This window comes from Trichococcus pasteurii (assembly GCF_900112935.1).
GTDB lineage: Bacteria > Bacillota > Bacilli > Lactobacillales > Aerococcaceae > Trichococcus > Trichococcus pasteurii.
Genome location: NZ_FONM01000002.1, coordinates 16,586 through 36,618 on the forward strand (window position 1 = coordinate 16,586; position 20,033 = coordinate 36,618).

Annotated in this window: 21 protein-coding genes; 15 read left to right on the forward strand and 6 right to left on the reverse strand. The window is 46.7% G+C overall.

Annotated elements, in window-relative coordinates:
* Positions 1–103: 103 nt before the first annotated feature.
* Complete coding sequence (locus tag BM184_RS02370; RefSeq protein WP_086941278.1) at positions 104–847, reverse strand: YwaF family protein; 744 nt, start codon at positions 845–847, stop codon at positions 104–106.
* A gap of 272 nt (positions 848–1,119) precedes the next feature.
* On the opposite strand from BM184_RS02370, the gene BM184_RS02375 reads away from it, so the two are divergent.
* The gene (locus BM184_RS02375; RefSeq protein WP_086941279.1) at positions 1,120–1,551 is read left to right on the forward strand and encodes a GatB/YqeY domain-containing protein; all 432 of its coding nucleotides are present in this window, start codon (positions 1,120–1,122) and stop codon (positions 1,549–1,551) included.
* Between the two features lie 112 nt (positions 1,552–1,663).
* Here BM184_RS02375 and BM184_RS02380 read toward each other — a convergent pair whose 3' ends face one another.
* Positions 1,664–1,843: a YjzC family protein gene (locus BM184_RS02380; protein ID WP_086941280.1), complete on the reverse strand. Its 180-nt coding sequence runs from the start codon at positions 1,841–1,843 to the stop codon at positions 1,664–1,666.
* Between the two features lie 248 nt (positions 1,844–2,091).
* Here BM184_RS02380 and BM184_RS02390 point away from each other — a divergent pair, with 248 nt between their 5' ends.
* The 5 genes from BM184_RS02390 to pheT all read left to right on the forward strand — a co-directional run bounded on the left by BM184_RS02390 (position 2,092) and on the right by pheT (position 8,718).
* On the forward strand, positions 2,092–3,399 hold the full coding sequence (locus tag BM184_RS02390; RefSeq protein ID WP_086941281.1) for a murein hydrolase activator EnvC family protein: 1,308 nt from the start codon (positions 2,092–2,094) through the stop codon (positions 3,397–3,399).
* Positions 3,400–3,513: 114 nt separating this feature from the next.
* Positions 3,514–4,272 (forward strand): TrmH family RNA methyltransferase, encoded by a 759-nt coding sequence (locus BM184_RS02395; RefSeq protein WP_086941282.1) that lies wholly within the window; start codon positions 3,514–3,516, stop codon positions 4,270–4,272.
* Positions 4,273–4,608: 336 nt separating this feature from the next.
* Entirely contained in the window at positions 4,609–4,923 is a 315-nt protein-coding gene (locus BM184_RS02400) for a winged helix-turn-helix transcriptional regulator (RefSeq protein ID WP_086941806.1), read from the forward strand.
* Between the two features lie 329 nt (positions 4,924–5,252).
* A complete protein-coding gene (gene pheS, locus BM184_RS02405) occupies positions 5,253–6,299 on the forward strand; it encodes a phenylalanine--tRNA ligase subunit alpha (RefSeq protein WP_086941283.1) in 1,047 nt (348 codons plus the stop codon).
* 4 nt (positions 6,300–6,303) lie between these two features.
* Positions 6,304–8,718, forward strand: coding sequence for a phenylalanine--tRNA ligase subunit beta (pheT, locus tag BM184_RS02410; RefSeq protein ID WP_086941284.1), 2,415 nt, complete (start codon positions 6,304–6,306; stop codon positions 8,716–8,718).
* A gap of 111 nt (positions 8,719–8,829) precedes the next feature.
* On the opposite strand, the gene rnhC is transcribed toward pheT, so the two are convergent.
* The gene (gene rnhC / locus BM184_RS02415; protein ID WP_086941285.1) at positions 8,830–9,780 is read right to left on the reverse strand and encodes a ribonuclease HIII; all 951 of its coding nucleotides are present in this window, start codon (positions 9,778–9,780) and stop codon (positions 8,830–8,832) included.
* Positions 9,781–9,999: 219 nt separating this feature from the next.
* Here rnhC and zapA point away from each other — a divergent pair, with 219 nt between their 5' ends.
* The 4 genes from zapA (at position 10,000) to trxA (ending at position 14,211) form a co-directional block, all read left to right on the forward strand.
* Entirely contained in the window at positions 10,000–10,788 is a 789-nt protein-coding gene (zapA, locus tag BM184_RS02420; RefSeq protein WP_086941286.1) for a cell division protein ZapA, read from the forward strand.
* Positions 10,789–10,817: 29 nt separating this feature from the next.
* Positions 10,818–11,363 (forward strand): CvpA family protein, encoded by a 546-nt coding sequence (locus BM184_RS02425; RefSeq protein ID WP_086941287.1) that lies wholly within the window; start codon positions 10,818–10,820, stop codon positions 11,361–11,363.
* Between the two features lie 85 nt (positions 11,364–11,448).
* Positions 11,449–13,824: an endonuclease MutS2 gene (locus tag BM184_RS02430; protein ID WP_086941288.1), complete on the forward strand. Its 2,376-nt coding sequence runs from the start codon at positions 11,449–11,451 to the stop codon at positions 13,822–13,824.
* 75 nt (positions 13,825–13,899) lie between these two features.
* On the forward strand, positions 13,900–14,211 hold the full coding sequence (trxA, locus tag BM184_RS02435) for a thioredoxin (RefSeq protein ID WP_068559792.1): 312 nt from the start codon (positions 13,900–13,902) through the stop codon (positions 14,209–14,211).
* A gap of 177 nt (positions 14,212–14,388) precedes the next feature.
* On the opposite strand, the gene BM184_RS02440 is transcribed toward trxA, so the two are convergent.
* Both BM184_RS02440 and BM184_RS02445 read right to left on the reverse strand, forming a co-directional pair.
* A complete protein-coding gene (locus tag BM184_RS02440) occupies positions 14,389–14,814 on the reverse strand; it encodes a YslB family protein (RefSeq protein WP_177208509.1) in 426 nt (141 codons plus the stop codon).
* A 342-nt stretch (positions 14,815–15,156) separates the two neighbouring features.
* Positions 15,157–15,462 (reverse strand): P-II family nitrogen regulator, encoded by a 306-nt coding sequence (locus BM184_RS02445; RefSeq protein ID WP_143091101.1) that lies wholly within the window; start codon positions 15,460–15,462, stop codon positions 15,157–15,159.
* 262 nt (positions 15,463–15,724) lie between these two features.
* Here BM184_RS02445 and racE point away from each other — a divergent pair, with 262 nt between their 5' ends.
* From racE to cbpB, 4 genes are all read left to right on the forward strand, one after another.
* Complete coding sequence (gene racE, locus BM184_RS02450; protein WP_086941291.1) at positions 15,725–16,546, forward strand: glutamate racemase; 822 nt, start codon at positions 15,725–15,727, stop codon at positions 16,544–16,546.
* Between the two features lie 19 nt (positions 16,547–16,565).
* Positions 16,566–17,189 carry an XTP/dITP diphosphatase gene (locus tag BM184_RS02455; RefSeq protein ID WP_245830490.1) on the forward strand — a complete coding sequence of 208 codons (624 nt, stop codon included), beginning with the start codon at positions 16,566–16,568 and terminating at the stop codon, positions 17,187–17,189.
* Positions 17,190–17,708 (forward strand): metallophosphoesterase, encoded by a 519-nt coding sequence (locus BM184_RS02460; RefSeq protein WP_086941293.1) that lies wholly within the window; start codon positions 17,190–17,192, stop codon positions 17,706–17,708.
* Between the two features lie 67 nt (positions 17,709–17,775).
* Complete coding sequence (cbpB, locus tag BM184_RS02465) at positions 17,776–18,276, forward strand: cyclic-di-AMP-binding protein CbpB (RefSeq protein WP_086941294.1); 501 nt, start codon at positions 17,776–17,778, stop codon at positions 18,274–18,276.
* 83 nt (positions 18,277–18,359) lie between these two features.
* On the opposite strand, the gene BM184_RS02470 is transcribed toward cbpB, so the two are convergent.
* Positions 18,360–19,265, reverse strand: coding sequence for a mechanosensitive ion channel family protein (locus BM184_RS02470; protein ID WP_086941295.1), 906 nt, complete (start codon positions 19,263–19,265; stop codon positions 18,360–18,362).
* A gap of 265 nt (positions 19,266–19,530) precedes the next feature.
* On the opposite strand from BM184_RS02470, the gene BM184_RS02475 reads away from it, so the two are divergent.
* Positions 19,531–19,995: a DUF948 domain-containing protein gene (locus tag BM184_RS02475; RefSeq protein WP_086941296.1), complete on the forward strand. Its 465-nt coding sequence runs from the start codon at positions 19,531–19,533 to the stop codon at positions 19,993–19,995.
* Positions 19,996–20,033 lie beyond the last annotated feature (38 nt).

The window sequence follows — 20,033 nt, forward strand, 5'->3', positions numbered from 1 at the left end:
CCTGTCTGATTGTTTCATAGCAGTAAAAAAACAGAAATGCTGTTAAAAAATCAGCATTTCTGTTTTTTTTTTTTTAATAAATTCACTTGAGGCCGACTCGTCATCACATGGATTCCCTTCTTCTGGAAATTTCCCATGGCGCGTACAGGATGGCCCAGCTGATGATGATGGATACGAGGACCGCAACAAGGTAGCCGGGCGTTCCCAGCCACTTGTCGAAAAGCACAAGCACTGTCCCTTTTTCTGTATGGTTCAGGAACATATAATTGCTGCCGATTGATTGGTTGACCCAGACGGCAATCACGATGAAAGGCGCTCCCAAGCAGATGGAATACGGTAAGCTTTTCACGTCAGGTCGAAATCCATCGCCGAACACATACAATAAAGCAAGCAGAATCAGCAGGATATGTGTCAGGTTGTATTCGACAAAAAAGAAGCTGAAAAGAGGGTAAGGTCCCAAATTGGGGTTGGCCATAGCGGCCAATCCGCCCGGCAAACCAACGCCATAAGAAAATTCTTTCAGCAGTCGATTGTTTGAAAAGACTGCGGTTGCGCCCTTGATTGCCGACACGCTGCAGAGGTGCAGAGGAAGCAGCATACTCATAAAAAAGGAAAAATTTCCGAAAAGGGCACACCAAATCCAGCGCGAAAAATAAAGCAGAATCAACAAAGCGGCTATAGTCATTTTTATGCTTCTTTTTCCCAAAACAGTCTGCTTGCGGTAGAGCTTGATTATGCAGAAGATGATGATTGCAGACAGGATAAGGACACCAATATGAGCCAAGCTGAATGTCTCCACGCCCAACCCGCTTGGCAAATCCGATTCAAAAGTCCAAAAGTAAGACATGAGTTCACCCTTTTCTGAGAAGGAATAAATTGATTTATTTGCAAATGATTTTCTTGTTTGTCCTAATTTTACCGCTTAGGAAGGTTAATCGCCATATACAGCAATTGTGGTATTGCTGTTTTCTGGAATGCGACCTTGCCAATTTCCGGAAAAAGGAGCAAAGATTTGCCAACTCCGCTTCTTTTCCTTAAAATGAGGGGTGAAACTTGGCCGCTGCAGCTAATCAATATTGAGGCAGCCTATACCTAATTACCGAAAGGAGCTCAGTAATCATGACATTGAAAGAAAAAGTCAACAAGGATTTCATCCAAGCAAGAAAAGACAAGGACACATTGAAGGCGGATGTCCTGCGCCTGATCAAAACGGAGTATGATTCTTTCTTGATCGACAACAAGCGCGAAATGACAGAGGCTGAGGAAATCCATGTTTTTCTGAAGGACATCAAAAAGACCAATGAAGCGATCGCTTTTGCAAAGCAGGTCGAACGCAAAGATCTGATTGAAGAAAACCAGAAAAAATTGGCCATTTTGGAGGCTTATGTGCCTAAAATGATGGATGAAAGAGAAGTCCGCTTCTTTTTGGCCGAAAACGGCGTAGCCGAAATGCCGCTGAAGGATGCGATGAAATTCTCGATGCAGGTGCTGGACGGAAAAGCCGATAAAGCACTCGTCTCCAAAATCATCAAGGAGCTGTTGGCAAAATAATGCATCACACGAGAAAAGGACTGTGCGGCGCTTTCTGCACGGTCCTTTTCTGAACTGCATTCCAAGTTTCCTCCGCCCTGAATCTTTCAAATGATCAGTTATTCGCTAAAAATCAGTCTTTTTTGATCCATTTGTTTCCAGCTTTGTTGGTAGGCGGAAGTCTGTGCCCTTCAACGATATGGACTTCTTTGCTGCCGGTGATTTTGCCCCCTCTTGGGCCAACTTCTTTGTAGACGCCAGGAGGAAGGTTATCCGTACCCGGTTTGTGCAAATCTTTTTGATCGATTTTCATGTTATTGCCCCTTTCTTTCCTGAAGAGCGATGGCGGAGATATCACTTGGTACAGGTAAAGTATAGCGCTGGAAGCGTGAACAATCAAATGTTGACAGTCTTCGGAAGGTATTGTGCAAACATGAACAACATTTCAGGATTTTCAACCGTCGTAACAAATTGAAATACAATTGTCATATTTCTATCATGTAATGGTATTTTAATTTTGATATACTTCATCTCGTAGTAGAAACAGGAGGAGAAGTATAATTGGGAAAAAAACATATCGCGTTGTTCTCATCAATCTTATTGCTTAGTCCGATTGCAGGTGGTTTTACTGCTCAGGCGGCTACATTGGAAGAATTACAACAACAAAAAGATGCTTTGCAATTAGAAACGAATACGATTCAATCGCAGATTGAAGAAAAATCAAATTCTTTGAATACTTTGGAATCCGAAAAAGCAAATTTGGAAACAAAAGTAAATGAACTTCAATCGCAATTGGATGAATTGATTGGCCGATTAGCTGCACAAGAAGAAAAATTAGCTGCTATCCAATCAAAAATTTTGGAGTTGCAGGCTGAAATCGAATCTTTACAAGTAGTCATCGACCAAAGAACCGAAAAATTAAATACGCAAGCTCGTTATATCCAAACGGATGCGGGCGTTACGAATATAGCATCAATCCTCTTGTCTTCAGAGAATTTCTCTGACCTAGTCGGAAAAATCACGGTCGTTTCAAAAATTGTGACTGCCAACAAGGACATCGTGGAACAACAGGAAGCAGATCAGCAAAAAGTCGAAGACAGCAAAGTGGCTGTTGAAGAAGAAAAGCTTTCCGCTGAAGCATTGAAACAAGAAATATTGATTTCAAAAAATAATGTCGTAGCCCAAAAAGCTGAAATCGACGTCCAAATCGCGCAAGTCATCGAGAACTACGAATTGACTGAAGCCGAGAAAAATGGCTTGGAATCCACGAAAGCTGAATTAGCAGCGCAAACTGAATCCATCAGCAACGATATGGCAGCTGAACAAGCCCGTATCACAGCTGAAGCCGTCGCTGCAGCTGAGGCAGAGGCAGCAGCCATCGCCGCAGCCGAAGCAGCCGCAGCGGCAGCCGCCAACAACTTGACAGCGTCAGTATCACAGACAACTTCAACACCTAGCTATTCCGTGAACTCCAGCGGGTTCTTGAGACCGGCAAGCGGCTATATCTCTTCACCTTTCGGAAATCGCGTTTCTCCATTCGGAGGATCGATCGAATTCCACCGTGGCGTTGATATCGCAGGCAGCGGAGCAATTTCGGCAGCCCAATCCGGTACAGTCGAGACAGCTACGTATCATGCAAGCTACGGCTATTATGTTGTCATCAACCACGGCACCATCAATGGCGTAAACGTCAAAACATTATATGCCCACATGCAACCGGGCTTGTTGGTGGCTCCAGGACAAACCGTCAGCCAAGGGCAACAAGTTGGTGTAATGGGTACGACAGGAAGCTCAACCGGCGTCCACTTGCACTTTGAAGTACAAGAAAATGGCGCAGTAGTAAATCCTGTGAATTACATCGGCGGATAAAACAGATACGATATAGAGGAGAGATCAGGATTTCCTGTTCTCTTCTTCTTTTTTTGCAACGCTAAGGCGCTGATGCGGTATAATAGGGAATATGTTGAACTGAGGGGTTACAAAATGGAAAAGATAGTATCGATGAAAAATCAAAAAGTAAAACAATGGAAAAAACTGCAGACGACTAAAGGCCGGAAAGAGGCGAGGGCTTATCTGATCGAAGGGACACACCTTCTGAAGGAGGCCATCAAAGCAAATGCGATCATCCAAGAAATCGTGATGACGGAAACTTTTTTCCAGCAGTCGGATCTGAAGATTGCGGAAGAAGTCATCGTCATCGTTTCACCGGAAATCCTCGCCAGCTTGGCCCAGACCGAGACGCCGCAAGGAGTCGTTGCGATCGTTAAGATTCCTGAAGACACTCCGATTTTGGATTACAAAGGGAAATATATCCTTTTGGATCAGGTGCAGGATCCTGGGAATGTCGGCACCATCATCCGAACAGCGGATGCTGCCGGTTATTCTGGTGTCTTTTTAGGTGAGGGATCGGTTGATCTGTACAATGATAAAGTATTGCGTTCTATGCAAGGTAGTCATTTCCATCTGCCGGTTCATCGCGCCGCTTTGCAAGAGTTGATACCTGAAATGAAGAGTAAAGGCATGCCCGTTTACGGAACCGAACTGAACGAAGCTGCCGTCGATTACCGCACTCTTCCTCCGACCGATACGGTTGTATTGGTAATGGGTAATGAAGGAAATGGCGTTTCTGAAAAAATATTGGCGTTGACGGATCAGAATTTGTACATTCCGATTTTTGGCGAAGCCGAGTCCTTGAATGTTGCGGTCGCGGCAGGTATCTTGCTTTATCACTTCGTCGGCTGAAGAAATCTTTAAAAAATCGCTATTTTTTCATTTAAACGTGAAAAAGTATTGCCTTTGTGAAATTCCTATCCTATTATAAGAAACAGACATGAACTTTTTGTACAGCTTGCAAGCTGGTTGCCGAATATTCACGAATATTTTTCGTGAAGTTTTTCCTAATTTGATGGAAATATTCGGCGCCTGCAGGCATTTATCTGGGGAACCAATTCAGTTAGTGCTGTTTGCGGGATAGGATGCTTATTTTTTGTAAACATTTTGTGACAAAAGGCACATTCCCTTTGACAGGGGAAATGAGGGTGTTTATAATAGGTCAAAGAGGTGAAGGCTGTGAATGAAATGCTGGAAGTAAAAAAATGTATTTGTCCAAAATTCGAAAAGACATTCTCTATTTTAGGGAAGAAATGGACCGGCTTAATCATCGAAGTCTTGATGGACGGAGATAAACGATTCAAGGAATTGGCCGCACAGATACCTAATGTCAGTGATCGAGTATTAGTTGAACGCTTAAAAGAGCTGGAAGATGAAAAAATTGTGGTAAGAACCGAAAATCCTGCGGCGGCAATCAAAGTGATGTACGGATTGTCGGAAAAAGGTAAGGCATTGAACAGTGTGATGCAGGAAATCCAAACTTGGTCGGATGCGTGGGTCTGAATCCGAACTTGACGGAAACGGCATTTCCGGTTAAACTGGCAAAGTAAGTAAAATGAATACGAAAAGCGTTGAAGGGAACCTTCACGATCTGCAGCTTTTTTCAGGGAATAATGGCCATTGACTGCGAGCCTTTATAGAAGATGATTGTGTTTTTTCACTCCCCGAGCTGACTTTGGGATTTGCCCTGTGCAATGAATAAAGTTCCGGTTTATTACCGTTAAACAAATGAAGTGTCGTTGCTTGCAACGAAACAAGGGTGGTACCACGAAAATCTCGTCCCTTACCAGGGACGGGATTTTTTTGCATTTTTTATGAGAAGGGGACAGAACATGGAATTAAAAGAGAAATTACAAACGTTACGTATAGATGCTTTGCAGCAAGTCGAATCTGCAGAGGAGCTGCAGTCATTGAATCAAGTCCGTATTTCTTATTTGGGAAAAAAAGGACCAATCACAGAGGCTTTGAGAGGGATGAAAGATCTGACTCCTGAAGAACGCCCGGTCATCGGAACTTTGGCAAATGAATTGCGTGACGATATTGAAGCCGCCATCCAAGCCAAAAAAGATGCACTTGAAATTAAAAAAATGGAAGCTGAAATTGCGGCTGAAACGATCGATGTCACCCTACCGGGCAAGAAGATTGCGCAAGGTACGACACACGTATTGACGCAGATCAACGAGGAAATCGAAGATCTGTTTTTGGGGATGGGTTACAAAATCGTGGACGGCCCAGAAGTGGAACAGGACAGCTACAATTTCGAGAAGATGAATCTCCCGAAAGATCATCCGGCCCGCGATATGCAGGACACTTTCTACATCACCGATGAATTGTTGTTGCGTACGCATACGTCACCTGTCCAAGCGCGCACGATGGAGAAGCATGATTTTTCCAAAGGTCCGTTGAAGATGATCAGTCCTGGGAAAGTCTATCGCCGTGATAGCGATGATGCGACCCACTCGCACCAATTCCACCAGATTGAAGGATTGGTCATCGGAGAGAACATCACTTTGGCTGACCTAAAGGGGACCCTTGCCGTCTTCGCCAAAAAATTGTTCGGGGAAGAACGTGAAATCCGTTTACGCCCTAGCTACTTCCCGTTCACGGAACCTTCTGTGGAAGTCGATGTCAGCTGCTTCAAGTGTGGCGGATCCGGTTGTAACGTCTGCAAACAAACCGGCTGGATTGAAATCCTGGGTTCAGGTATTGTCCATCCCAATGTTCTGGAAATGTCTGGAATTGACTCTACGAAATACTCCGGATTTGCATTTGGTCTAGGCCAGGAACGTGTAGCGATGTTGAAATATGGTGTTGATGACATCCGCCACTTCTACCAAAATGATATCCGATTCTTAAGTCAATTCGATGTAAAGGAGTAACATAATGAAAGTATCCTATAAATGGTTAAAAGAATATTTAGATCTATCAGATGTAACACCAGATGAATTAGCGGAAAAAATGTCCCGTACCGGTATCGAAGTGGATGACGTCATCTATCCGGGCAAAGGCTTGTCAAAAATCGTCGTTGGGGAAACGTTGTCCGTAGTCGACCATCCTGATTCGGACCATCTGCATGTCTGCCAAGTGAATGTCGGGGCTGATGAACCGATCCAGATCGTCTGCGGTGCGCCGAATGTGGCTGCAGGCCAAAAAGTCATCGTGGCTTTGCATGGCGCACGGATCACCGGCAATGCGAAGATCAAAAAAGGCAAAATGCGCGGCCAAGAATCGAACGGGATGATCTGTTCGTTGGCTGAATTGGGCTATCCTGAGAGTGTCGTTCCAAAAAAATATGCGGACGGGATTTTTGTCCTGCCGACTGAAGCAGTTCCCGGAACGGAAGTCGTTGACTTGTTGGATCTTGATGATGCGATTCTGGACATCGACATCACGCCGAACCGCGCCGATGCTTTGAGCATGCGCGGCTCCGCCTATGAAGTTGCGGCCATCTACAACAAAGAACTGGAATTCCCGGCTGCGCCTGTTTCCGAAAAGACAGGTTCTGTTGCGGATCACATCAAAGTAGCCGTTGAGGATACAACCGACGCGCCGGCTTACCACATCCAGGTGATCAAAGACGTCAAAATTGCGGAAAGTCCGCTTTGGCTGCAGAACAAATTGATGAACGGCGGCATCCGTCCGATCAACAACGTAGTCGACATCACGAATTATATCCTGTTGGAATACGGCCAACCGTTGCATGCATTCGACTATGATCAAATCGGTTCAAAAGAGATCATCGTCCGCCGCGCCAAAGCCAACGAAAAGATGACTACTCTTGACGGAGTGGAAAGAACGTTGGATACGGATAACATCGTCATCACGAATGGCACTGCGCCGATTGCCTTGGCTGGTGTCATGGGCGGTATGGATTCAGAAATCACTGATGGAACTGTGACTGTCGCATTGGAATCCGCATTGTTCAATCCGGTTTTGATCCGCAAAACCGCAGGTAAATTCAACTTGCGCAGTGAATCCAGTTCCCGTTTCGAAAAGGGCATCAATGTCGCGACAATCCTCACAGCTGGACAACATGCAGCTGAACTGATCCATGAGTTGGCGGGGGGCACAATCGTTGCCGGCACGGCATCCGTTGATACGGTGGAAGTGAAGGACACGGAAGTGGTCATCACTTTGGAAAAAATCAACCGTTCATTGGGGACTGCCATTTCCAGCGATGAGGTGACTGCCATCTTCAATCAGTTGGGCTTTGCATCGACGTTTGACGGCGAAACATTCACCGTTGCTGTACCGCCGAGAAGATGGGATATTTCCATCTATGCGGACATCCTGGAAGAAGTCGCACGCATCTACGGATACGACAACCTTCCGGAAACTTTGCCGATCACACCGGCTTTGCCTACCGCATTGACGCCTAAACAACATACGATGCGCATCACCAGAAGATTCATGGAAGGTGCGGGACTGACCCAAAACATCAGCTACGTGCTGACTACTGCCGAAAAAGCGAGAGAATACGCGGTCGAAGACAAGGAAGGCATCCGTTTGGCTTGGCCGATGAGCGAGGATCGCAGCACGCTGCGGATGAACTTGCTGAGCACACTTTTGGACAATGCCGCTTACAACGTTGCCCGCAAGAGCACGGATATCCAATTTTACGAAATCGGTCGGGTATTCTTCCCTTCAGCTGACAGCGTATTGCCGATCGAAGCAGAACGCTTAGCCGGTGTGCTGACAGGAATGGCCTACCAAAAGGATTGGCAAATGGCTGCCGAACCCGTCAATTTTTACCATGCCAAGGGGGTATTGGATGGGTATTTCGAAACGATGGGCTTGAGCGATCAAATCCGTTTCGAAGCTGCCAAAGACCTGAAATGGATGCATCCGGGCAGAACGGCTGCCGTCTATATGGGCGATGCCTATATCGGTTATGTTGGCCAAGTCCATCCGGCTACGGCAAATGCCTATGACCTGAAGGAAACTTATGCCTTCGAGATCGATTTCGAAGCGATCATTGCCGCACCGAAGGAAGTGATCACGCAACAACCGATCCCTAAATTCCCTGGCGTGACCCGCGACGTGGCTTTGTTGGTGGATGAGACCGTCACACACCAACAGATCGTAAGGACCATCAAGGAAAACGGCGGCAAATTCCTGAAGGATGTCCATCTGTTCGACATCTATCAGGGCAAGGGCATCGAAGACGGCAAGAAGTCTGTTGCTTACTCCATGTCATTCCTGAACCCTGAAGCAACACTTGTCGATGAAGACATCAACAAAGCTTTCGCGAAATTGGTTGCGGCTTTGGAAACCGAATGCGGAGCAGCAATCCGTTAAGGACATCAGCTTGTTTCACTTTCCTGAACAACCAAAAAAACGATTCGCCATTTGTATGGCGAATCGTTTTTTTGTGTGGGCTAGCTTCACGAACCTGTTCCGCTTTTCTTGCTACCTGTCCGCCAGTCGGATGGCTTTTTGGGTATTGGCGAAGTGGAGCTTCGTATATTTGCCCAGCAGTTCCAAACCGCCTTGACGGTACATTTCGGCAGCAATCAGGTCGACGTTGGCGCCGGCGCCTGAAGGGATCGGATAACCGGATACTGAGGTCATGTCAGCCAAGGTCTTCAGGAAATAGTAGCGGGCGATGATAGAGGCCGCCGCGACCGCCAGATGATGGGATTCACCTTTTGTCTGGAAATGAACATTCTCCTTCACCTGGACTTTTTGGTCGGAAATATGCTTGAAATAGGTCGAAGGCAATTCAAACTGATCGACCAGGATCGCTTTTGGCTTTTCCGGAGCTACTTTCTTCAACAGCTGATCAAGAACTTGGTTATGCAGCAACGCCTTCATTTTCCCTTGGGACATCGTCGGTTGGACCTCATTGTATTTTTCGGGCATCAAGTTGATGACGCTGTGCGGGACATGCTGCAACAATTGCTTCGCAATGGTGATGATGCGGGCATCCGTCAAAGCTTTTGAGTCCTGAACGCCCAACTTTTTCAGCAACGGCAATTGTTCGGCGGAAGCATAGACGGCACAGACCGTCAATGGCCCGAAATAGCTGCCGTTGCCGACTTCATCGCTGCCGATGACGGACCATTCGGAAAAGCCTGCAGGGAGGCCGGTTTTGCTCGGGGCCTCTTTTTTCAGCATGTTCTTTGCGGCAGGGGCTTTAGTGGCTCCGACCTGCTCGCTGGATGCTTGCCACTGCGCTGCTTCATTTTCGGCGTTTTGGCCTTGAAACAGCACTTTACCGGAATTGTAACCGGTGATGGTGGTCTGGTTCTTTTTGGCTGTGAAAAGGCTGTGCGGCACTGGTTTCACAGCATAATCCTGATAAAAAACGGCCATCTTTTTCAGTTGGCCCGTCGTTACTTTCAATACGGCATTCGACATATTCTCATCCTTGCTCAATTAAATTTTTCTGTTCAGCTTTTCGGTAGTAGCATCCTTTATTCTATCACAGGAAGTCCTCTTCTTCATGGGAAATAGTAGCGGTTTGGGCAGCCGTTTTGGGGGAAAGGACAGGATTGGGAACTTGAAGAGGTTTATACTGCATTTCGTCGGATTTATGTTAAAATATACTAGACAGTTTTTTAATGGAGGACTTTGAATATGACAGAAAACAAGAGAAGATTCAAAACAATCATAGCAGGAAAGACCTATACGATTGTGGGAAATAAAGCACCTGAGCATTTGACTGCGGTATCGGAATTGGTCAATGCGCAGTTGGAACAGATTAAAGAAGCAGCTCCGGCGCTTGGTCGGGAGGAGCGCGGCATTCTCGTGGCTGTGAACGCCATTTCCGATCAGATCACGAAGCAGTTGGAGATGGAAGAGTTGCTGTTGAAAGTGGCGAAGCTGGAGAAAGCTTTGCAGGAAAGCCAAAGCGTCACACAAGCTGCATCCGTTGAGGAAACAGAGCAAACCGAGCCGGAAAAGGCTTCGGATGTGGAGCCCCAAAACCAAGCGGTTGCCGAAGTCGAACAAAAAACAGACGCCGTTGCTCTGACTGAGGAGAAAGCAGCTAAAGAAGCTGGTGAACCCGAAGCAATTGCAGTCGAAACGCCTGAAAAGGAACACGCTGCAGAAAAGATGACCGGGAACGCAGCAACAAATAAGGCCGTGGCTGACTTTGCCGGGAAAAAGCGCGATAACGAGAGTCAAACAGTGACTGCTATGCCTGCAACAATCAGCGAACTGCAGCAAGCTGCCCGGGAAGCCAACGAACTGCCGGCCAGGAAATCCAATTCAAAATTGACGAAGACGACAACCGCTTCCGAGGCAACACTGAAGCGGGCTCAGCACAGAAATCAAGTGCGTTCGGCTTTGGGTGTCAACAGGAACGCTGAAAATGCCATCCCGCCTTACACCAAAAATCACGAGCACGATGGAAAAAAGTAGTAAAAAGACTGTAGAAATCAGGTGAAAAAATGCTTACGTTGATCATAGTGCTCTCTTTGTTGTGGGGCATCTATACAGGCGTCAGAAGAGGTCTTATTCTGCAGGTTGTCTACACCGTAGGATATTTCATTTCTTTCTTGGTCGCCAGAGAATACTACACCGTTGTCGCGGATAAGATCGACTTGTTGGTGCCATATCCATCCGTCGAGTTCGGCAAAGAATTGATTTTTTACACAGAAGAGGTGTCCTTCGTCCTGGATCAGGCGTTTTATAACGGCTTGGCATTCATCCTGCTGTTGTTCGCAGGCTGGCTTGCCACAAGATTTGTCGGGAGCATGCTGAACTCATTGGCGTTCTTCCCGATCATCAAGCAGCTGAATCAGCTGGGCGGCGGCGTGCTCGGATTCCTGATTCACTACATCGGGATGTTCCTTTTGCTGACGCTCGCATCCATGATTCCGCTGGATTTCATTCAACAGCTCTATGTCGATAGTGAACTTGCGGCTTGGATGGTGTCCGAAACGCCTTACTTTTCACGCCTGATCTACGACTGGTGGATCGGCATCATTCAGTAAAGACAGTTAGTTAAACAGAAGGGACTGTATAGTGTTACTATATCGTCCCGCTTTTTTTGGAGAAAGCACTTTTTAGGAGAATAAGATGAATAATAAAATTAGCAAAACATTAGAGTTCGAAAAAATCAAACAACAACTCCAGAATTTTGCGGCAACCGATCAAGGGATAGATAAAATTCAGGCATTACGGCCCGAAACCGATCCGGAAAAAGTCATTGCATTGCAGAATGAAACGGAAGACGGCAGAAAGGTGTTGCGCCTGAAGGGCGGGATTCCGATGCCGAGGCTGAAGTCCATCCGCAGCCATCTGAAGCGTCTGGAGATAGGCGGTACCTTGAACGGCAAGGAAATCGCCGAAATCGGCCGGGTATTGTCGACGACAAGGGAAATCATCCAGTTCTTCCAGTGGTTCGAAGACAACGAGATTCCCTTCTTTGTCCTGGACGAATTGGTGGACAGGCTGGTCGTATTGCCCGAAATCACAAGAAAGATCCAAGCAACCGTCTATGAGGATGGTACGATCCAGAATGATGCCTCGCCTGCCTTGAAAGGGATCCGTACAGGAATCAAGCAGGGCGAACAGAATATCCGGACCAAATTGGATGACATCATCAGAGGCAACAAAGCTTCCTACCTCAGTGACGCCATCATCACGATCCGCAATGACCGTTTTGTGATTCCGGTCAAGGTCGAATACCGCAATCAATTCGGCGGCATTGTCCATGACCAAAGCTCGACAGGCCAGACGCTTTACATCGAACCGCAAGCCATTCTGGATCTGAATAATCATCTGCGCCAGTTGGCTGCACAAGAGAAAGCCGAAATCGAACGGATTCTGTATGAATTATCGATGGAAATCGAGCCTTTTACGCAGGAATTGTATGGAAACAGCGAGGTGCTGGCGACTCTGGATTTCATCAACGCAAAAGCGCGTTATGCTGATTCCCTGAAAGCGACACGCCCGACCATCAGTAAAGAAAATCACATCGCCATCTGGAAAGCCAGACACCCGCTCATCGATCAGAATGACGTTGTCGCGAATGATCTGATCCTCGGTGAAGCATATCAAGCCATCGTTATTACCGGTCCGAACACGGGCGGAAAGACGATCATGCTGAAAACACTCGGGATCATCCAAATGATGGGCCAATCCGGCCTTCAAATACCGGCGGATGAGGATAGCCAAATCGGCATATTCACGGAAATTTTTGCGGATATCGGCGATGAGCAGTCGATCGAACAGAGCCTGAGTACGTTCTCCTCGCATATGACCAACATCGTCTCGATCCTTAATCAGATCGACGACAAAAGTCTTGTGCTCTTGGATGAGTTGGGTTCCGGTACGGACCCGCAAGAGGGAGCTTCTCTGGCAATTTCGATTTTGGACTACATCGGCGGCATCGGCAGCTATGTCATGGCCACCACCCATTATCCCGAATTGAAAGCCTACGGATACAATCGCTCCGGAACGATCAATGCCAGCATGGAATTCAACGTTGAGACTTTGGCTCCGACCTATCGACTGCAGATAGGCGTACCCGGACGAAGCAACGCCTTCGATATCTCGAAACGACTCGGTCTGAACCCGAGCATCATCGATCAGGCACGCAGTTTCATCGATGTGGACAGCCAGAACCTGAACGAGATGATTGCGGATCTGGAACAGAAGAGACGCGTCACCGAAAAAGAATCCATGCAGCTCCAAGCGCAGTTGGAAGAATCCGACAAATTATTGGCGGACCTGAAGCGCGCCAACGAAAAGTTGGAAACAAACAAGGAAAAAATCATCGAAGATGCCAAAAAAGAGGCCAACAAGTTGGTCGACACGGCGAAAGAAGAGGCGGAATTCCTGTTGCAGGAAATCCGTGAAATGCAGCTGAACATGGGTACTTCCGGCAGCATCAAAGAGCACGAACTGATCGATCTGCGCAGACAATTCAATGATCTGCGCCAGGATGAGTCTTTGGCCAAAAACAAGGTGCTGCGCAAAGAAAAAGAGAAAAAGATATTGAAGCCGGGCGATGAAGTCATTACGGAAACGTATGGCCAGCGTGGGACGCTGGTCGAAAAGAAAGGCAACGGCGAATGGGTCGTACAGATGGGGATCATGAAGATGAAACTGCCGGAATCGGACCTCAGGCTGATCAAAGAAGAGCCGCAGCAACAAAAAAGACAGCGGCAGATCGCCACTGTCAAATCTGCTTCATCCAGTCACGTGGCGACGCAGCTCGATCTCAGAGGCCAGCGCTATGAAGAAGCATTGGCTGAAGTCGATCAGTATTTGGATGCCGCTTTATTGGCGGGTTATCCGCAAGTAACGATCGTTCACGGAAAAGGAACAGGCGCTCTCCGCAAAGGGGTCGGCGATTTGTTGAAGCGTCACCCGCAAGTTCTTTCCTACGAGTATGCCCCGGTGAATGCCGGCGGAAACGGCGCGACGATCGTTACGTTCCGCGGCTGAGCAGATTGATTGGTACTGAGCAAAACCTCTGCTATAATTGATACATAACGATGAATTGTGAAGGGAGTAAATACAATGGTAAAAATATTAACAGATGCAAATTTCGAGACAGAAACAAAAAATGGGGTCGTATTGGTGGATTTTTGGGCAACTTGGTGCGGACCTTGCCGCATGCAATCACCGATCATCGATGAATTGGATGAAGAAATCGGCGACAAAGTGACATTCGCTAAAATGGATGTGGATGCTAATCCGCAAACGCCTAGCCAATTCGGCATCATGGGCATCCCAACGTTGTTGATCAAAAAAGATGGACAAGTCGTAGAGAAATTAGTCGGCTACCACGCAAAAGAGATGCTTGAAGAAACGCTTGAAAAATATATTTAAAGAATAAGAAAGAGTTGCCGGTTTCCTGACGTTTCAGGGCTTCCGGCAACTCTTTTTTGCTGTGGGAACTTCGTGGTGGAGGTTGCAATTTTTGTAGAAAGCCCAAACCGCGTCGCATTCGCCAAAAAAGCCCAAGCTACGCGGCAAAAGATTACCGGGATGCTTGGGCTTAGCTGTTCATTCAATGAACAGCGTGATGATGACTTCTTTTTTCTTGTCTTTTCCGACTACAATCTCCGCTTTTGCCTCACAGGGGAGACCGGTCGTCATCTGGATCTGCTGCGCCAAAAATCCGGCTTCCAGTTGGAAGGTGGCTTGCTCGTTTTGGGTGCGGACGGTGACAAGATCGCTTTCCAAACGGTATTGTTGCGTATTTTTTTCTTTTTTCAGCAGTTCCAGTTGTCCGAAACCGCAATAAATCATCGCTTCATATAGGTCTTCCTGACTTTTTAACGGGAATTGCCGAGCCAAATCTTTTCCGGCCCAATACAATATTTCATCGGTATGTTCGCCTAGGATGTTTCCCAGAAGGTAATCCCTTATCAATAAATAGGAGAAGTGCTCGTTATCGATAATATGGGCATTTTCGTTTTCAGGATTCAATGGATTTCCCCCCTTAAAGTTACACTTCATTATACACGTATTTTAATAAGTGGATAGAGCCTATTTTCAGGCGATGCCTATCAATGGCGTTTTTTTTCAACATCAGGCATAATAGGGGTAAGAAATCCAACATGCAATCAGAAAGGAAGATGTTTATGTGGACTGCCAAGAAAGCTTTGGGGTTGATCCTGCTGTTGATTCCGGTCTTCAAATATATTTCGGACTGGAAAAAAGAAGAGGAACAACGCCGCTTACTGAAGGGCTGAACGGGCCAATCCTATCCGGACAAAAAATGGAAACTCGTTATGCCGCCGGTCGCGGCATAACGAGTTTCCTTTGTTCCTATCCAGAAATGCCATGGACTCTCCTGAGGTTGATCCCAAAAAGGATGCCATTCCCGGGTGTGGTAATATTTACAGCTTCCTCGATTTGGTTGATGATTTTTTCGGAATGTTCTTCCTGGGTCAACACCAGCAGGATCTCCTTTTCCGGTTCCAAAGCCAGATTGAACAACTTCTTGTTCTCATGCATCCCGGATCCGCGGCCAGCTATCACGGTGCCACAGTAGGATTCTTCGCAGCGTGCGCTTTCGAAGACGCGGTCGATTAAGCCTTTATCCACTACGGTTACAATCGTTTGATAACTCATTTGTATGTCCACTCCTTCTTCCTGGTCTGCATCCATCATAATGCCGGACGCTTCAGGAGGACAAGAAAAAACCGTCCTGAAATTGAGACTATTGTAGCACACTTATTTTTGGACGACCAATAATCGGCAGTGGACGTGTAAGAAGGAAACAACCTATTCCGCAAAAGTGAAGCAAGTCAGTATGAAATTTGCCTCATTTTTACAAAAACCGTGCATCTTAAGGTAAAATAGAGATACGAAAACAAATAAAGGAAGTAACTGCATGATCAAAAAAGCAATCGGTTTTATTGACTCTGGCGTCGGCGGCTTGACCGTCGTGAAACAAGCGATGAAACAGCTTCCCAATGAATCCATTTATTATCTGGGGGATTCCGCCAGATGCCCCTATGGACCAAGGCCCAAAGAAGAAGTGATTCAATATACATGGGAAATGACACAGTTTCTGCTGAAGAAAGATATCAAAATGCTGGTGATTGCCTGCAATACTGCGACTGCTGCCGCCTTGGACATCATCCGGGAGCGCGTTGACATTCCGGTGATCGGTGTCATCAATCCCGGCAGCCGTGCCGCAATCAAACATTCGAAAAATGAACGCATAGCCGTAATCGGCACAAAAGGCACAATCAACAGCGACGTTTACAAGAAAACGATCAAGGATAAAGACAAGGGCATTTCTGTCATCAGCATGAGCTGTCCCAAGTTTGTGCCGCTGGTTGAGAGCAATCAGTACAACGGATCGATCGCGAAAAAAGTGGTTGCGGAAACGCTGAACCCCTTGCTGAAGGAATCGATCGACACTCTGATTCTGGGGTGCACGCATTATCCGCTTTTGACACCGCTCATCCAAAATGTGATGGGGCCTTGCGTGACACTAATCGATTCCGGTGCCGAAACGGTATCTGAGGTGAGTACCTTATTGGATTATTTCCGCTTGGCGGAAAGCTCGCACAACAAGGAAGCCTCCGAATACCATTTTTATACGACTGGATCGCCGAAACTATTTTCGGATATCGCAGAAAATTGGCTCGGCCAGAGCAATTTTACAGTCGAAAAAGTTGATCTGGTCAATTTGATTGAAAAATGATTGAGAAATGAGGGATACAATGAACGCAACGGAAAAAAAGAAGATCGTGATAGCGACCAAAAATCCGGGAAAAGCCAGGGATTTCGCCGTCCTGTTTGAACCGAAAGGCTACGAAGTGGTGACTTTGTTGGACTATCCGGAGATTGAAGATGTGGAGGAAACCGGCTATACGTTCGAAGCCAATGCACGCAAGAAAGCTGAAACGATCGCCGCATTGTTGGGTATGACGGTCTTGGCGGATGATTCGGGCATCTGCATCGATGCCTTGGATGGCCAGCCAGGTGTGTTTTCTGCCCGATTTGCTGGTGGAATGAAAAGCGATGCCGCCAATAATGCGAAGGTGCTTGCGATGCTTGGGTCCCAGGAAAACCCATCCCGTAAGGCGCATTTCCATTGTACCTTAGTGTTGGCCCATCCGGATCGGGAGAGTTTGGTTGTCGAAGGGGATATCGAGGGCGAAATCGCGGAGTTCCCGAGCGGAGACAATGGCTTCGGATATGATCCTTTGTTTTATTTGCCACACTTAGGCAAGACGATGGCAGAATTGAGCGATACCGAAAAAAATCAGATCAGCCACCGCGCAAATGCCCTGAAAAATCTGGAGAAAAGTTGGGCAGCCTGGCTGGAAAAGGAAGCGGATTAGATGGTAAAAATACTTGCAGTCAGCGACAGCCATGGCAAAAAAGATATTCTGAACGAATTGGCTTTGCGCTATGCGAATCAGGTCGATCATTTTGTCCACTGCGGTGATTCGGAATTGAGCAGTTCCGATCTGATCTGGGGAATCATGTCCACAGTGATGGGGAATTGCGATTATGATTATCAAATGAACGACGAATACCGATTCCAGGCCGCCGACAAAAATGTGCTGGTTGTTCACGGGCATCGTCATTCTGTTAGGGACTCCGTTGCCGGGTTGAAACGCGAAGCCCAGCAAGCGAATGCTTCGCTGGTATTTTATGGGCATACCCATATCGCCAAAGCGGAACAGGAGGATGGCATCCTGTTCGTCAATCCGGGCAGCATCAGTCAACCGCGCGGCACACTGATGGAAAAGACCTATTGCATCGTCACATTGGACGGCCAATCCGTCACAGTGACCTATTACAATGACCGCCATCAGGAAATGGTCGATCTGAACAAACAATTTCAAATTCTTTGATTATATGCAAAGAAGGTGTTCCCGGCGGCATAGTCGCCTGATGGACACCTTTTAGGAGGAAATTAAAATGATTAGTAGCGAAGTAGCCGGGCTATTGCTGGACAATGAGGCGTGCGGGGATCTGATGATCCATGGCGAAAATGTCGCCAATGTACATTGTTCGAACAATCTGAACCATGCGTTTCTGGTGCTGTCCCAAGTGAAGTATTCCGTCATTCCCGTTTTGGATTCGAAGTCCCGCATCAAGGGCCTGATTTCCATACCGATGATCATCAAAGCCATCACGGAAATCGATGCGATCCGCTATGACAAGATGGAAACACTCACCGTGGAAGAAGTGATGGACAGTAATGTGCAGACCATCCGTCCATGGACGGATCTTGAGGATATTCTGAATTATCTGATCGATCACAATTTCCTGTGCGTTACCGAAGATGATGGCAAATTTATCGGCATCATCACGCGCAAAGAGATTCTGACGAGAGTGAATCACTTGGTGCATGGCATCCATCGCCTCTATAAATTTGAGAAAATTGAGGAGAAAGAAGAAGTGGCATCCGAAAGATAGAAAGCGGCTGTTTGCTTCGAGCCTCACCCTAAAGAAAAAGTGCTCCGCCGCCAAATGATTTGGATGCGGAGCACTTTTTTTGCTTATGCTTTCGGGGCGGTGTACGGCATCGCCGGAATCTGGATGCCAGCCTCCAACAGTGCGGAACGGTAACTTCCCAAGAACAGGTTTTGGATGGCAAACTGCTGACCGTTCAGTGTATAAAAGACCACACGATAGGCAAGCTGGCCATTCCCTTTATCGGTGATGCCGACAACATTCGGGCCTTTGACGATTTCCGGATGTTCCGGCACAATCCGTTCATTGACCGCATGGATGACCTGATCGACCGTTTCGAAATCGGTATCCGGATACAAGAGGATATCGATCATTGCCCGCATATCATTCCGGGACAGATTGCTGATGGTCGTGATGGTATGGTTCGGCAAGAAATGCAAAGTACCATCAAAACTCTTGATTTGTGTCGTCCGCAGCCCGACATTCACGACAGTGCCGTCGATTCCGCCGATGACAACGTGATCGCCGACATCAAATTGGGACTCCAGGATGATGAAGAAACCATTGACGATATCGTTGATGAATTGCTGTGCGCCGAGACCGATCGCCAGACCCGCAAGACCAGCGCCGGCAATGAGTGTGGCGATCGGCACACCCAAAATGGAGAGGACCCCGTAGATCAAAAAGAAGAACAAAAGATAACGCAAACCATTCTCGGCTATTTTATAGATGGTGGTGGCACGATTCTGAGTAATATGTTTGGTCAATATTTGTTTTTCGAAAGTACGGTGCAAAACGTAACTGGATAAACGTTTTAAAGCAAAAAAGATGAGCAGCAAAAAAAGCAAGGTAATGCCTTTCGAAATGAACAAGCCCACAATCTCTTCCCAGGCGATGCTGTTCCACCATTTGACGAAAATATTAGGATTCGTCACCACTTCCTCTATCAAATCTTGCGCAAGAGCACTGTCTTGTATACTTATATCATTCATAAAATCCCTCATTTCTGAACAGCTGTTTCCATTGTAACAAATTAACCGGCTCATGAAAATGGAGATAGGGTTACGTTTTATTGAAGAAAGCGTGTCTGAAGCAGAACAATCCATTTTCGTGGAAATGGTGCTGACTAAAGGGGTTTCAATAGCATATAACAAATGACTATGGTATCATTTTATTATAAATAGTATAAATCTTATAAAAATTCATACAATGCTTTGACAGATGCACGTATGGATCAAGAAGGAGTGAGTACAAATAATGGGATATGGTGAAATTGCAGCTTTGATTGCTGCGCTGGCTTTTGCGGTATTGGTGGTTTTCATCATCTTGGCATTAAGGAAAGTCACTGACATCTTAGGCGAGGTTGAAAAAGTGACCCAAGAAGCGAATAAAAGCCTGGCCGTCATCACAAAAGATGTCGATCACTTGTCGATTGAAGTCGAAGGCTTACTGAATAAGGCTAATACGTTGGTGGACGACCTGAACGGCAAAATCAGCAAGACAGATCCTTTATTCACTGCAATCGGCGATTTAGGTGTGACCGTTTCTGATGTGAACCAATCTACCAGAAATTTGGCAGTATCACTTAAAGGCGGGGGAAAAGGCGTCAAAAGCGCATCAGGTTCCTCCACTGTCGGAAAACTTGGGCGGACGGCATTGGCAATTGCCCGTCAACGGCAAGCGAAGAAAGAAACGAAGGACACAAAGTTCAAAACTTACTGAAGCGTCAATCAATAAATAAACGAAAAGGAGTTTGAAGA

Excerpts from the sequence above, each read along its gene's own strand:
- BM184_RS02370 (WP_086941278.1), bottom strand. The coding sequence starts at position 847 with ATGTCTTACTTTTGGACTTTTGAATCGGATTTGCCAAGCGGGTTGGGC.
- BM184_RS02375 (WP_086941279.1), top strand. The coding sequence starts at position 1,120 with ATGACATTGAAAGAAAAAGTCAACAAGGATTTCATCCAAGCAAGAAAA.
- BM184_RS02380 (WP_086941280.1), bottom strand. The coding sequence starts at position 1,843 with ATGAAAATCGATCAAAAAGATTTGCACAAACCGGGTACGGATAACCTT.
- BM184_RS02395 (WP_086941282.1), top strand. The coding sequence starts at position 3,514 with ATGGAAAAGATAGTATCGATGAAAAATCAAAAAGTAAAACAATGGAAA.
- BM184_RS02400 (WP_086941806.1), top strand. The coding sequence starts at position 4,609 with ATGCTGGAAGTAAAAAAATGTATTTGTCCAAAATTCGAAAAGACATTC.
- pheS (WP_086941283.1), top strand. The coding sequence starts at position 5,253 with ATGGAATTAAAAGAGAAATTACAAACGTTACGTATAGATGCTTTGCAG.
- pheT (WP_086941284.1), top strand. The coding sequence starts at position 6,304 with ATGAAAGTATCCTATAAATGGTTAAAAGAATATTTAGATCTATCAGAT.
- rnhC (WP_086941285.1), bottom strand. The coding sequence starts at position 9,780 with ATGTCGAATGCCGTATTGAAAGTAACGACGGGCCAACTGAAAAAGATG.
- zapA (WP_086941286.1), top strand. The coding sequence starts at position 10,000 with ATGACAGAAAACAAGAGAAGATTCAAAACAATCATAGCAGGAAAGACC.
- BM184_RS02425 (WP_086941287.1), top strand. The coding sequence starts at position 10,818 with ATGCTTACGTTGATCATAGTGCTCTCTTTGTTGTGGGGCATCTATACA.
- BM184_RS02430 (WP_086941288.1), top strand. The coding sequence starts at position 11,449 with ATGAATAATAAAATTAGCAAAACATTAGAGTTCGAAAAAATCAAACAA.
- trxA (WP_068559792.1), top strand. The coding sequence starts at position 13,900 with ATGGTAAAAATATTAACAGATGCAAATTTCGAGACAGAAACAAAAAAT.
- BM184_RS02445 (WP_143091101.1), bottom strand. The coding sequence starts at position 15,462 with ATGAGTTATCAAACGATTGTAACCGTAGTGGATAAAGGCTTAATCGAC.
- racE (WP_086941291.1), top strand. The coding sequence starts at position 15,725 with ATGATCAAAAAAGCAATCGGTTTTATTGACTCTGGCGTCGGCGGCTTG.
- BM184_RS02455 (WP_245830490.1), top strand. The coding sequence starts at position 16,566 with ATGAACGCAACGGAAAAAAAGAAGATCGTGATAGCGACCAAAAATCCG.
- BM184_RS02460 (WP_086941293.1), top strand. The coding sequence starts at position 17,190 with ATGGTAAAAATACTTGCAGTCAGCGACAGCCATGGCAAAAAAGATATT.
- cbpB (WP_086941294.1), top strand. The coding sequence starts at position 17,776 with ATGATTAGTAGCGAAGTAGCCGGGCTATTGCTGGACAATGAGGCGTGC.
- BM184_RS02470 (WP_086941295.1), bottom strand. The coding sequence starts at position 19,265 with ATGAATGATATAAGTATACAAGACAGTGCTCTTGCGCAAGATTTGATA.
- BM184_RS02475 (WP_086941296.1), top strand. The coding sequence starts at position 19,531 with ATGGGATATGGTGAAATTGCAGCTTTGATTGCTGCGCTGGCTTTTGCG.